The sequence below is a fragment of the Flavobacterium sp. MMS24-S5 genome, from assembly GCF_050320125.1.
Taxonomy (GTDB): Bacteria; Bacteroidota; Bacteroidia; order Flavobacteriales; family Flavobacteriaceae; genus Flavobacterium; species Flavobacterium tyrosinilyticum.
In genome coordinates, this window is sequence record NZ_CP190016.1 from 2,633,708 (window position 1) to 2,646,363 (window position 12,656).

The 12,656-nt window shown below is 33.6% G+C and carries 13 protein-coding genes; 7 read left to right on the forward strand and 6 right to left on the reverse strand.

Annotated features, from left to right (window positions below):
* The 3 genes from ACPWTF_RS12180 (at position 1) to ACPWTF_RS12190 (ending at position 3,093) form a co-directional block, all read left to right on the forward strand.
* Positions 1-393, forward strand: a complete 393-nt coding sequence (locus tag ACPWTF_RS12180) for a Fur family transcriptional regulator (RefSeq protein WP_177211585.1) — start codon at positions 1-3, stop codon at positions 391-393.
* A 74-nt stretch (positions 394-467) separates the two neighbouring features.
* Positions 468-2,336: an Nramp family divalent metal transporter gene (locus tag ACPWTF_RS12185; RefSeq protein ID WP_427875625.1), complete on the forward strand. Its 1,869-nt coding sequence runs from the start codon at positions 468-470 to the stop codon at positions 2,334-2,336.
* Between the two features lie 103 nt (positions 2,337-2,439).
* A complete protein-coding gene (locus tag ACPWTF_RS12190; protein ID WP_427875626.1) occupies positions 2,440-3,093 on the forward strand; it encodes a metal-dependent transcriptional regulator in 654 nt (217 codons plus the stop codon).
* A gap of 183 nt (positions 3,094-3,276) precedes the next feature.
* Here ACPWTF_RS12190 and ACPWTF_RS12195 read toward each other — a convergent pair whose 3' ends face one another.
* From ACPWTF_RS12195 to ACPWTF_RS12220, 6 genes are all read right to left on the reverse strand, one after another.
* Positions 3,277-3,675 (reverse strand): hypothetical protein, encoded by a 399-nt coding sequence (locus tag ACPWTF_RS12195; protein ID WP_320495439.1) that lies wholly within the window; start codon positions 3,673-3,675, stop codon positions 3,277-3,279.
* Positions 3,676-3,893: 218 nt separating this feature from the next.
* Positions 3,894-4,676, reverse strand: coding sequence for an enoyl-CoA hydratase/isomerase family protein (locus ACPWTF_RS12200; protein ID WP_427875627.1), 783 nt, complete (start codon positions 4,674-4,676; stop codon positions 3,894-3,896).
* Between the two features lie 10 nt (positions 4,677-4,686).
* On the reverse strand, positions 4,687-6,102 hold the full coding sequence (locus ACPWTF_RS12205) for a sensor histidine kinase (RefSeq protein ID WP_427875754.1): 1,416 nt from the start codon (positions 6,100-6,102) through the stop codon (positions 4,687-4,689).
* A 128-nt stretch (positions 6,103-6,230) separates the two neighbouring features.
* Entirely contained in the window at positions 6,231-6,779 is a 549-nt protein-coding gene (locus tag ACPWTF_RS12210; protein WP_095930221.1) for a CopD family protein, read from the reverse strand.
* A gap of 84 nt (positions 6,780-6,863) precedes the next feature.
* A complete protein-coding gene (gene hemH / locus ACPWTF_RS12215) occupies positions 6,864-7,877 on the reverse strand; it encodes a ferrochelatase (protein ID WP_095930220.1) in 1,014 nt (337 codons plus the stop codon).
* Positions 7,878-8,092: 215 nt separating this feature from the next.
* On the reverse strand, positions 8,093-8,959 hold the full coding sequence (locus ACPWTF_RS12220) for a helix-turn-helix domain-containing protein (protein ID WP_229353723.1): 867 nt from the start codon (positions 8,957-8,959) through the stop codon (positions 8,093-8,095).
* A gap of 442 nt (positions 8,960-9,401) precedes the next feature.
* Here ACPWTF_RS12220 and ACPWTF_RS12225 point away from each other — a divergent pair, with 442 nt between their 5' ends.
* The 4 genes from ACPWTF_RS12225 (at position 9,402) to ACPWTF_RS12240 (ending at position 12,637) form a co-directional block, all read left to right on the forward strand.
* Positions 9,402-9,836: a hypothetical protein gene (locus ACPWTF_RS12225; RefSeq protein WP_253786423.1), complete on the forward strand. Its 435-nt coding sequence runs from the start codon at positions 9,402-9,404 to the stop codon at positions 9,834-9,836.
* 17 nt (positions 9,837-9,853) lie between these two features.
* A complete protein-coding gene (locus tag ACPWTF_RS12230) occupies positions 9,854-10,441 on the forward strand; it encodes a hypothetical protein (protein ID WP_229353720.1) in 588 nt (195 codons plus the stop codon).
* Positions 10,442-10,799: 358 nt separating this feature from the next.
* Entirely contained in the window at positions 10,800-12,050 is a 1,251-nt protein-coding gene (hemA, locus tag ACPWTF_RS12235) for a glutamyl-tRNA reductase (RefSeq protein WP_250834712.1), read from the forward strand.
* 182 nt (positions 12,051-12,232) lie between these two features.
* Positions 12,233-12,637 carry a GxxExxY protein gene (locus ACPWTF_RS12240; RefSeq protein ID WP_089053462.1) on the forward strand — a complete coding sequence of 135 codons (405 nt, stop codon included), beginning with the start codon at positions 12,233-12,235 and terminating at the stop codon, positions 12,635-12,637.
* The last annotated feature ends 19 nt before the right edge of the window (positions 12,638-12,656 follow it).

Sequence of the window (12,656 nt, forward strand, 5' to 3'; positions counted from 1 at the left end):
ATGAAGACTACACGTAATACCGCAGCAAAGACAGCTGTTTTAGAGGTGTTTGAGAAATCTAAAACGGCTCTTTCGCATACCGAAATTCAGAAACAATTAAATGATTTGTGCGATCGCGTTACCATTTACAGAATTTTGGATCGTTTGATCAATGAAGATGTAATTCATAAAATTTCGAATTTGGATGGAACGGTAAAGTATGCCAAATGCAATCATTCGCATCAGCGTGTACACATTCACAACCATGCTCACTTTAGTTGCGAGAATTGTCATGAGATTACTTGCCTTGAGACTGTAAAGCCGAGTTACATTATGCCACACAATTATAAAGTGAATGAAATCAATTTTACGTTATCAGGATTATGTCCGAATTGTTTAAATTCTAACATTTAACTTTTAGACTCGTCTAAAAATATTGTTTCGCGAATATAATTTTTCTCTATATTTGTGAAAACAATACTTTTACAATGACCAAATCTTTAGAAGAAGTCCACGAATCGGTTTCTACAGAAAACAAAAAAAAAGGTTTTAGAAAAATTTTAGCCTTCTTAGGCCATGCATATTTAGTAAGTGTTGGCTACATGGATCCAGGAAACTGGGCGACTGACATTGCCGGCGGAAGCCAATTCGGATACACTTTGGTTTGGGTTTTATTAATGAGCAATTTAATGGCGTTGCTTTTACAGAGCTTAAGTGCACGCCTCGGAATTGTAACACAGCGCGACCTTGCGCAAGCCTCTCGAGAAACCTATTCCAAATACATCAACTACATTTTATATTTTCTTGCTGAAATTGCCATTGCGGCCTGCGATTTGGCAGAAGTTCTTGGAATGGCAATCGGAATTAATCTGCTTTTCGGAATTCCGTTGCTTGAAGCCGTTCTAATTACCGTTTTAGATACCTTTTTACTGCTTTTCCTGATCAATAAAGGAATTCGCAAGATGGAAGCCTTCATTATCGCTTTGGTTGCCATAATTGGCTTCTCTTTTATTTTCGAAATGATTTTTGCAGAACCAGAAATGGGCAAAGTTTTACAAGGACTTATTCCCTCCATTCCAAATTCAGCTGCTTTATATATTGCAATCGGAATTATCGGTGCAACTGTAATGCCTCACAACCTGTACTTGCATTCGTCTTTAGTGCAAACTAGAAAATTTGATCGAACTCCTGCTGGAATCAAGCAAGCTTTAAAATATAACTTTATAGATTCTACTATCGCTTTAAATCTTGCTTTCTTTGTAAATGCGGCTATTTTAATTCTGGCAGCAGCCACTTTCCATAAAAACGGAATGTATGAAGTGGCCGAAATTCAAGACGCACATAAATTTTTAGAACCACTACTGGGAACAAAATGGGCACCAGCTTTATTTGCTATTGCGCTAATTGCTGCCGGACAAAGTTCGACCGTAACAGGAACACTTGCAGGTCAAATCGTAATGGAAGGGTATTTACATTTTAGAATTCAGCCTTGGGTACGAAGAATCATTACACGTTTAATCGCCATTATTCCTGCCGTAATCGTGATTCTGATTTATGGCGAAAGCGTGACCGGAAAACTGTTAATTCTTAGTCAGGTCATTTTGAGTTTGCAATTGGGTTTTGCTATTATTCCGCTTATCCATTTTGTGAGTGATAAATCGAAAATGAATGGTTTTCATATTTCTAGAACGACTCAGGTTGTTTCTTGGATTATTGCCACGATCATTGTTTCTCTAAACGCGAAATTGGTTTATGACGAAATTACTTCGTGGTTAGCAAGCTCCAATCATCCAATGGTTCTTTGGTTCACGGTTGTTCCATTAGCTATCGCATTCTCCTTTTTATTGCTGTACATTGTTTTCAAACCATTTATTGCCAAATTCAAATCAAAAGCAATAAATCATTCACCGCACAATTTAAAATTGAAGTTTTCGCCAAGAGAAAGCCAAAGCATCAAAAACATTGCAGTTTCTGTAGATTTCTCACATGCCGATGAAGCTGCCTTAAACAAAGCCTTTGAATTGGGTGGCATTGACACAGAATATACCCTCATTCACATTGTAGAAACGGTCGGAGCCTTAATGTATGGCGTTCATGTTCACGATCATGAAACCACAATCGATGAGAAATTATTGCTGAAATACAAGGACATGCTTTCAGACAAAGGATTCAAGATCAAAACAGAACTTGGTTTTGGAAAACCAAACAAAGTAATTCCGAAAATTATAAACGAAGGAAATTTTGACATTCTTGTCATGGGAACCCACGGCCACACTGGATTGAAAGATATTCTTTTTGGCACAACAGTAGACAAATTGAGACATAAAATTTCGATACCTTTGTTGATTGTTAAATAAAGTTTCTAAGATGCTAAGCTACTAAGATTCTAAGGTTTTTATTAAAAAGCCTGAAAAGAAAACTTAGAACCTCAGCATCTTAGAAACTTAGAAGATTAAAAAAATGACCTTTTCAGAAGAAAATTACCTTAAATCGATCTATCACTTGACAGCGGCATTAGAAACCGAAGTGAGTACGAATGCTATTGCCGAAATTATGGAAACGAAAGCTTCCTCTGTAACCGATATGCTTAAAAAGTTAGCAGAGAAAGATTTGGTAAATTATAAAAAATATCAAGGGGTTTCTTTAACCGAAAACGGAAAACTGGCTGCTAAAATGATTGTGAGAAAACATCGTCTTTGGGAAGTTTTTCTGGTAGAGAAACTTAATTTCAGCTGGGATGAAGTTCATGATATCGCTGAACAATTGGAACATATAAAATCGGAACAATTGATTAACCGTCTGGATGATTTTCTTGGAAATCCAACTGAAGATCCACATGGTGATCCAATTCCTGATGCGAATGGAAGAATTATCAAAATCGAAAAACACCTTTTATCAGAGCTTGAAGAGAATCAAACTGGAATTTGTGTTGGCGTAAAAGATACTTCTTCAGAATTTTTGAAATATCTCGACAAACAAGAAATTGCTTTAGGATCAAAAATTGAATTGCTTTCTAAAGAATCCTTCGATCTATCGGTTAAAATCAAAGTGAATGATAGAGAATTATCTATTTCTAATAAAATTGCTTCTAATTTGTTTGTGAAGCTGGTTTAATTCTTATTTCGCAGAGATTCACAAAGAAGTTTCACAGAGATACGCTAAGAGTTTGAACAAGGTTTTTTCTGTCAGGCTGAGCGAAGTCGAAGCGCCCGTAAAGTGATTCTGCAAACGTAGGCATTGACTTCGCTCAGCCTGACAAATAAGTTCTATAGCGACCATAGCCACTTAAATTATTCTTTAAACAATCCCCTTTTCAATCATTTCCAGCATAACTGGCGAAGCATTTTTAAAAGTTGGTGCTTGTTCGATTATACTTCCAGCGTTCTTTTTATTTACTTTAAACGTAACATCATCATCAGTTGTAAAAAGCAATGCAGTCAAAAAAGGATTTTTGATATGTGAGCCTAAAACCAACAAGGCTTCATCTAAAGTATGAATGCTTTCTATTTCTTCTGTTTTATATCTAAAAGTCAGCGAAATTGAGAATGTATTATCTTCATTGAGAACCAATCGGAAATAAACATTTTTCAGTTCGGTATCTCCCATGGTTTTGGCCAAAGTCAGTTTGGCGAAAGTTCCTTTTTGAATGCTTTCTTTAACTCGTTCACAAAAAAGGGCAAATATTGGTTCGTACATTTTTTTAAGTTGCTAAGGTTCTGAGATACTAAGATGCTAAGTTTTTTAGAATCTTTGTCTTTTTTAACCGCAAAGGTCGCAAAGATTTACGCAAAGAACACAAGAATTGAGCAAAAAAATCAGCCACAGATTATAGAGATTAACACAGATTCCAGTAAATCCTTTTAATCCAAATAATCTGTGGCTAAAAATTAATATTTTTTGAGGTTAAGAAAAAATTACTTTCCTGTAAATTCAGCTTTACGTTTTTCTAAGAATGCTGTGGTTCCTTCTTTAAAATCCTCAGTTCCAAAACATTCTCCGAATGATTTTATTTCCGTATCAAAACCATTTTTACCGTCTTTAAAGTTGGCATTAATTGCTTTGATTGCTTTTCCAATTGCGAATGGCGCATTTTTGATAATTTTCTGAGCGATTACGTTTGTAAATGACAAAAGTTCTTCTTGAGGCACAACATGATTTACCAAACCGTAATCTTTTGCTTGTTCAGCAGTAATCATTGCAGCGGTCATGATCATTTCCATTGCACGTCCTTTTCCAACTAATTGCGGTAAACGCTGTGTTCCACCATAACCAGGAATTAATCCTAAAGTTACTTCTGGAAGTCCCATTTTTGAATTGTCCGAAGCAACTCTAAAATGACATGCCATTGCCAATTCTAATCCGCCACCAAGAGCAAAACCATTTACGGCTGCAATAACTGGCTTTTTAAGGTTTTCAATAAAATCAAATAAAGACTCCTGTCCTTCAGCAGCTAGTTGTGCGCCTTCAACAGTGGTATAATTTGCAAATTCCGAAATATCTGCTCCAGCAACAAAGGCTTTCTCTCCGCTTCCGGTTAAAATAATAATACGAACATCATCATTTTTAGATAATGATTGAATAGCATTACTCAAATCACTAATAGTTGCTTTGTTTAAAGCATTTAATTTAGTTGGTCTGTTAATAGTGATGGTAGCAACTTTTTCTACAATTGAAATTAAGATATTTTCGTAATCCATGACGCTATATTTATGAGTTGGTGATAGGGAGAGAAACCGTAAATGTTGTTCCTTTTCCGTAAGTTGACTCAAAGGTAATTGTTCCTTTGTAATTTTCGATAATGTTTTTGATAATTCCGAGTCCAAGTCCCATACCGCTGGTTTTGGTAGTAAATTTTGGTTCGAAAATTCTTCCGATATCTTGTTTCTGAATACCGATTCCGTTGTCTTTTACAGCAATTTCAACATCGTTATTTCGCCTTTTTACCGAAACTACTATCGATTTCTGAAATTGACTTTCTGGAATAGCCTGAGTGGCATTTTTAACCAAGTTGGTAATTACACGAATCAATTGCGTACGATCCATTTTGGAAATGATTTCTTCTTCTTCTTTTTCAAAAGAAATATAATCTTCGTTGAAGATATCCAAGGCCAATTCTACAACTTCAACTACATTCAGCGTTTCGTTTTGCTGTGCTGGCATCGAAGCAAAGTTCGAAAATGCGGAAGCCACCGCTGTCATTGTATCTATCTGCTGAATTAAAGTTTCGGAGTAATCATTCATTTTCTGCTTCACATCTGGAGCCTCAGGATCGAATTTTCTTTGGAAACTTTGAACCGTCAAACGCATCGGCGTAAGTGGATTTTTAATTTCGTGCGCGACCTGTTTCGCCATTTCACGCCAAGCTTCTTCACGTTCGCTTTGCGCTAGTTTGATAGCACTGGTTTCCAATTTGTCTACCATTCCGTTGTAAGCTCTAATCAAGAAATTAACTTCTTTACTGTTGGCTTCCAGAACAATTTTTTCGTTCTTCTGATCCAGATTAGTCTCTTCTAGTCTCTCTGAAATCGTTTTTAATGATTTCGTGATATAAGTTGAAAGAAAATACGCCAATGCAAAAGCAACAATCAGCATAAAAGAATAAACCTGGCTCAGACGAATTAGGAAAGTATTCAACTCGTTATCATAATAACCATCGTCTTCTAAATAAGGAAGATTCAGGATTCCGAGCGGTTTGAATTTTTCGTCTTTAATTAAACTGTATGAAGAGCGGTTTTTGACTCCGTCGATAGTTTTAATATCAACAAAACGCTTTTCAATAGAAGAACGAACCAGTTTAAGAATATATTCTGGAATTGGCGGTGCAATTTTATCAACAGCAAAAGATTCTTTGGATGACTTTAAAAGTTTTCCATCCAAACTATAAATGTTAATTTCAATTTTATGAATCTGCGCTAACTCGTGGATTTTATCTTTAAAGATTAAATCTAAATTCTGAGTTTTTAGCGGATAAGTTGTAGTTGCCAGAACATAATTAATATGCTCTTTTACTGCATTTTCTTTTCGTTCTAAACGTTCCTGATGGTATTCTTTGGCCTCTGTTTTAAACTGAATAATGGAAATCGAAGCCAATAAAAAAGATGCCACTACAATCAATACAATCATCGACAGGAAAATCCTGGTTCGAAGCGATAGCATTGTCATTTTGAAGTTTAGCATGTTTTTAGTGATTAGTGAATAGTAATTAGTGAATAGTAAAAGCTTGAAACTAATTACTAATCACTTTTTACTAATTACTTTTTTTCTCTTATTCTTTTATAAAAACGGAAACCCAGCATAATTAAAACGGAGAATAAAATAATTCCGATTACGCCGAAAATCCAGTTGATGGCACTTTTTAAAACTACTAAAAAGACAACCGCAAATAGAATAATGGTTGCGCCTTCATTCCATAAACGCATAAAATTATTGGTATATTTTACCTCATCGTTTTGCAGTTGTTTAAAAATCTGATGACATTTTCCGTGATATAAATATAAAAGAAAAACGAAACATAATTTTACGTGCATCCATGGCATTTTGATCCAAACGCTTCCCGCATCTGTAAAAAACAACATCCAAAAAGCAAAAATACTCGCCAAAACCGCCGATGGCCAAGTAATAATGTACCACAAACGATAGGCCATTATTTTATATTGCGCCTGCAGAATTTCTTTTTCTGGCGAAGGTTTTTCATTGGCTTCAATTTGATAAACAAACAAACGCACAATATAAAACAAACCCGCAAACCAAGTAATTACAAAAATAAGATGCAGTGATTTTAAGTAATTATAGTATTCCATTATTTTCAGTTTAAAGTTTCAGGTTTAAAGTTTCAAGTTATCAACTTTGAGAAAAACTTGAAACCTGAAACTTGAAACTAAATATTATTTCGCCCAATCATTAATCCAGTTAGAAACCGTCTTACACCATTCGTCATCGTCATTCAAACAAGGAATTGCTAAGAACTCTTCTCCTCCATTTGCTTCAAAATCCTCTTTGGCGCGCATGGCAATTTCTTCTAAAGTTTCTAAACAATCTGAAACGAAAGCCGGTGTAACAACTGCCAATTTCTTGATTCCTTTTGCTGGCATGTTATCAATTTCAACATCGGTATAAGGTTCCAACCATTTATCTCCCGCTAAACGTGATTGAAATGTCAGACTGTATTTATCTTCAGGAAGCCCTAATAATTTTACAACTTGTCTTGTTGTTTCGTAACATTGGTGACGATAACAAAACTCGTGCGCTGGTGAAGGCGTATTGCAACAAGAACCGTCAATTTTACAATGCGATTTAGTTACATCCGTTTTGCGAATATGACGCTCTGGAATTCCGTGGTAAGAAAACAATAAATGATCGTAATCAAAACCAACTAAATGTTTCTGAATTGAATCGGCTAAATTCTTGATATAATCCGGTTTATTATAAAATGCCGGAACATCTGTAAACTTCATGTGTGGGAATTTCTTCTTACGGATTTCCTCTGCTTTTACTAAAATAGTCAAAGTTGAAGCCATTGCATATTGTGGATATAAAGGAAAAAGCATTACATCTGTAACTCCTTTATCGCTCAATTCTTGAAGTCCTTTTTCGATTGTCATACTTCCGTAACGCATTGCTAAAGAAACAGGAACATTTACAAGAGGCTGAACCTTTTTCTGCATTCTTTCTGAAAGAACAACTAATGGAGAACCTTCTTCCCACCAAATTTTTGCATAAGCATGCGCAGATTCTTCTGGTCTTTTTCTTAAAATAATACCGCGAACTAATAATGCTCTTAATAAATACGGAACATCGATCACGTATTTATCCATTAAAAATTCATCTAAATAAGGTTTAACATCTTTTGGAGTTGGACTTTCTGGAGATCCAAGATTTACTAATAATACGCCTTTCATTATTGTTTTTTTGCATTAGGCTTTAAGTACTAGACTTTAAGCTTTTATTTGTTTTTAAAAATTTCGTCAAAAGTAGAACTTGCTACTTTTGGGAAATATGATAATTATTACTTTTTAATTATGTCTTTATTTATAAAATTGATTTCACTCGCAAATTCGGGAAATTTAGCAGCTGATTTTTTTTGTGCCAATTCATGAATTCGTGGCGAAAAAAATTAAACATTCGCATTAATCGACATCAAATATTTTTTTGGAGTCGTGGCAAACTTTTTCTTGAATGCAGCGATAAAGTGACTTCCTGTACTGTAACCGATTTTCAAACCTACTTCGTTTACATTATAAGATCCGCTGTCTAAAAGTTTTCGGGCGAAATCCATTTTGTAATCGAAAAGGAAACCGTAAACCGTATCGCCGTAAATTTGTTTGAAACCCATTTTAAGTTTCTTCAAATTCAGACCAATTTCATCTGCTAACTCTTGCAATCCTGGCGGTTCGGCCATATTAGCAATAATGATTTCTTTGGCTTTTCTGATTTTTAAAACATTATCTTCATCAATCAAAAACGGACATTGTTCTGCATTTGGATCTTCGGTTCTATTAAAATACAAACTCAATAATTCGTATCCTTTTCCTTTATAATAAAGGTTTTTTATAGATGGATGAAGGTTATAATGAAACAACTGGCTCAAAACAATCGCCATTGACGGACTGATATTTCCTTCGTTATAATACTTTTTATCTTTATTGTCTGCACTCAAAAAAGTGATATAATCGGCTTCGGCAGAAAATAAAGCGTGAAATTTCTTTATTGATACAATTACAGAAATCACCCAAGAATTTGGTGCCAATTCTAGATTAAGCGGTAATTGTTTCTGCGGATTGTACAACAGCAGTGATTTTTCTTCTTTCAAATCTAAAGCATAATTGCCTTGATTAAAGAGAAGTTTGGCATTTCCTTTTAACCCAAAATGAAACTGTATCAGGCCAGTACCAATTTCGTGCTGTGCAACAAAAGGTTCCAGACTATCGTTTTGAAACCTGATTAGTGTAAACTCATCTTCGATTTTTATTTCTTCCTCCATCTTTGATTTACTTTATTCAAGTTATTATATCATTTTATAAGAAACGATAATTTGACATTTCAAAATTAAATCTTTTTGATGGTTTATCGTTTACTTGCTTCTAAATTTATAAATTCTTTATTGTTTTTAATCTTATAAATAGAATTTTTCAACTATTTCTGTCAAAACTACTCCAGATTTAGAACGGTTCTCTTTTGAACAACCATCGTATCTTAAACTAAATACATACAAACTATCATTACAACAGGACATAAAAACTTAGAATTAATTATAAATTTAATTTACAACGCCCATTTTCCTTTTTTTGCGCTACTCTTCTGAATTCCAATCCATAATTATTTAAAACAATTCTAAACTGTCGAATTACCACTTTTTTACAAAACCTATTTTATAAAGTACTCGTAAGTATCAAAAAAACTTAACTAATTTTTAAGATACCGCTATGCAAATTAACAAAACAATAAAAAAAGTACTTTGGGGAGTAATGCTAACTTTTGTGTTATTTTTTGGCATTTTAATTTTTCACATTATTACTGCAAAACCTGCCGTTTACGAAAGTCCAAATCTACAAGTAAGCAGAATTGACTTTAAAGAAAACATCGATTCTGCAGCTGCAAAAAAAATCTGCGCCGATTTAAGATCTATTAAAGGATTAACTTCTGATTCTATAATTGTAAAAAGAAATGTTGTGGTTTATTTCCACAATAATAAGATCACCGATTCTAAAAAAGTATATGACGAATTGATGACTAAGGGGAACTATAGCGCTGAGCGATACATTCTGCCTGCAAATTTAGCAAGCAAAGAAGTTTGTCCTGTAGACCAAAATAGCTTTAGCTATAAAATGTCTCAAAAAATAAATCGTTTTTTTAATTAACCTTTAAATATTTTACAATGAAAAATTTTTCAAAAATTACACTTAGTGTATTAATTGCTGCTTCGGCAACTTTAACTTCTTGCAGTAATGATGATAATGATAAACCAGCTGAAAAAGAGTCAATTTATGTAAGACTGGGAGGAACTACAATGGTTTCAGATCCAGATAATTCAGGACAAATGATCGAAAAAGGTCGTTTGAGCTTTCGTAAAGTGGTAAACTCAACTATCGGATTAATTGTTGCTGATATTCAATCAAATGCATCTGGTAATTTACAAGCTCATTTTGCTCCGCTTTTGGCAGAAACAGGTAATACTCAAGCTACTAATATTGCAAAATTATCAGACAATTTAACCGATTTCTTCTCTTTTAATACAGGAGGAACTAATGCAGTAAATACTTATTCTGGTTTAAATATGGTTGCTGCACATGATCCTGCAAAAAACCCACGTATGGGAACAAAAGCTAGTAATGCTGATTATACAAAATTTGAAGGTTATGTTGGTGCTGCTGCAAATGCAAACGGTGTTGCTTCTAACACAGAACTTTACACAGATATCGTTGCAGTATTAGAATCTTTGAGAACTCCTATTGTTCAAAAATAATATCTTTTCTTTTAAGCGCTATTTTAACAAATTTAAAATAGCGCTTTTAATTCAATAATTAGATGAGTTAAAATAACGCCAATCTAAAAATTAAATAATTTCGAAATCCTTTAATTTAATTTTGAACTCTTAGCGATATTTTTTTTTGATTTTTTTTTAGTGATTTGTTCTTAGTTATTTAGAACCACTCTAAACAAAACATTTCAAACGACTTGATTTTACTGAAAAAGTACTGATTTCTACCCAAATAGGTCTACTAACAATTAAAAAAACATGCAGCGACATAAAAAGTACTTTTAGCGTTATTTTTATCGATGGTATAGTAATAATTTTGTTGCACTTTTATGAAAGTGAATTTATGGAAAACAATAACGTACCGAAACACCTTTATTTTTACTCAGTTGGTCTGAGTTATAAAAAAGCTGATGCTGAGGTTAGAGGTCAATTTAGTTTGGATGCCGTTGCGAAAACGCGATTGCTGGAACAGGCTAAAAACGATGGAATAGAAAGTTTACTGGTTACTTCAACTTGCAACAGAACCGAAATCTACGGTTTTGCCGAACACCCATTTCAATTAATAAAACTGATCTGCGACAACAGCAACGGCTCTGTTGATGCTTTTCAAAAAGTTGGTTTCGTTTACAAAAATCAGGAAGCAATTAATCATATGTTTCGCGTAGGAACTGGTTTAGACAGTCAGATCTTAGGCGATTTCGAAATTATATCTCAAATAAAAACCAGTTTTACACATTCAAAATCAATGGGATTAGCCAATGCTTTTATGGAAAGATTGGTGAATGCGGTAATTCAAGCAAGCAAAAGAATTAAAACAGAAACAGAAATTAGTTCTGGTGCTACTTCGGTTTCTTTTGCATCTGTACAATATATTTTGAAGAATGTTGAAGATATCAGCAACAAAAACATTTTACTTTTTGGGACTGGTAAAATCGGAAGAAATACGTGCGAAAATTTAGTAAAACACACTAAAAACGAGCACATCACTTTAATAAACCGTACTAAAGATAAAGCAGAGAAATTAGCAGGAAAGTTAAATCTGATTGTTAAAGATTACTCTGAATTGCATTTAGAACTTCAAAAAGCCGATGTTGTCGTTGTGGCAACAGGCGCACAAAACCCAACAGTTGACAAAGCGATTTTGAATCTTAAAAAACCTTTGTTGATTCTGGATTTGTCGATTCCGAAAAACGTGAACGAAAACGTAGAGGAATTAGAAGGTGTAACTTTAATCCACATGGATTATCTGTCTCAATTGACAGATGAAACTTTGGAAAACAGAAAATTACACATTCCGGCCGCTGAAGCCATCATCGAAGAAATCAAAGAAGAATTTGTTACTTGGATGAAAGGCAGAAAATTTGCTCCAACAATCAATGCTTTAAAAGAAAAATTAAATGCTATTAAAGCTTCGGAACTAGATTTTCAAAGCAAAAAAATTGCCGATTTTAATGAGGCGCAAGCTGAAATCATCAGTAACAGAATCATTCAAAAAATCACTACTCATTTCGCAAATCATTTAAAAGACGACGATACCATGGTAGATGAAAGCATCGAATGGATTGAAAAAGTCTTCAAAATAAAAGCATCTTAGTTTTTAATTTAAACCATTAAGATATTAAGAAAGTTAAGATTTGAGCAGTAATACTTAATAAATATTAAACCATTAAGATATTAAGGAAATTAAGTCCAAGCTTTGTCAAGAGAATTAAGCCAAACTATTCTTGAACACAAAGCTTAATTAACTTAATATCTTAATGGTAAATAATAAGTTCTATGACAAAAAAAGAGGTAACTCAATTGGCTTATGAAATTACAGGTTTTGCTATAAAAGTGCATAAAGCTTTGGGACCTGGACTTTTAGAAAGTATATATGAAAAGTGCCTCAAATATGAATTAGAACGAAACGGATATGATGTAAAACAACAATTATCTGTTAAAATTGATTATTATGATCTTGAATTTGAATCAGATTTAAGAATTGATTTACTTGTAAATGATTGTGTAGTTGTGGAATTAAAAGCTATAGAAAATTTATTGCCCATTCACGAAGCCCAATTATTAACTTATATGAAATTATTACAAAGACCTCAAGGGTTATTGATAAATTTCAATACAACAAACATAACAAAATCAATGAAACCTCTTGTAAATGATCATTTTGCAAGATTAATAGATTAAATTTAACCATTAAGATATT

Coding starts and splice junctions, on each gene's coding strand:
- ACPWTF_RS12180 (WP_177211585.1), top strand. CDS start 1: ATGAAGACTACACGTAATACCGCAGCAAAGACAGCTGTTTTAGAGGTG.
- ACPWTF_RS12185 (WP_427875625.1), top strand. CDS start 468: ATGACCAAATCTTTAGAAGAAGTCCACGAATCGGTTTCTACAGAAAAC.
- ACPWTF_RS12190 (WP_427875626.1), top strand. CDS start 2,440: ATGACCTTTTCAGAAGAAAATTACCTTAAATCGATCTATCACTTGACA.
- ACPWTF_RS12195 (WP_320495439.1), bottom strand. CDS start 3,675: ATGTACGAACCAATATTTGCCCTTTTTTGTGAACGAGTTAAAGAAAGC.
- ACPWTF_RS12200 (WP_427875627.1), bottom strand. CDS start 4,676: ATGGATTACGAAAATATCTTAATTTCAATTGTAGAAAAAGTTGCTACC.
- ACPWTF_RS12205 (WP_427875754.1), bottom strand. CDS start 6,102: ATGATTGTATTGATTGTAGTGGCATCTTTTTTATTGGCTTCGATTTCC.
- ACPWTF_RS12210 (WP_095930221.1), bottom strand. CDS start 6,779: ATGGAATACTATAATTACTTAAAATCACTGCATCTTATTTTTGTAATT.
- hemH (WP_095930220.1), bottom strand. CDS start 7,877: ATGAAAGGCGTATTATTAGTAAATCTTGGATCTCCAGAAAGTCCAACT.
- ACPWTF_RS12220 (WP_229353723.1), bottom strand. CDS start 8,959: ATGGAGGAAGAAATAAAAATCGAAGATGAGTTTACACTAATCAGGTTT.
- ACPWTF_RS12225 (WP_253786423.1), top strand. CDS start 9,402: ATGCAAATTAACAAAACAATAAAAAAAGTACTTTGGGGAGTAATGCTA.
- ACPWTF_RS12230 (WP_229353720.1), top strand. CDS start 9,854: ATGAAAAATTTTTCAAAAATTACACTTAGTGTATTAATTGCTGCTTCG.
- hemA (WP_250834712.1), top strand. CDS start 10,800: ATGGAAAACAATAACGTACCGAAACACCTTTATTTTTACTCAGTTGGT.
- ACPWTF_RS12240 (WP_089053462.1), top strand. CDS start 12,233: ATGACAAAAAAAGAGGTAACTCAATTGGCTTATGAAATTACAGGTTTT.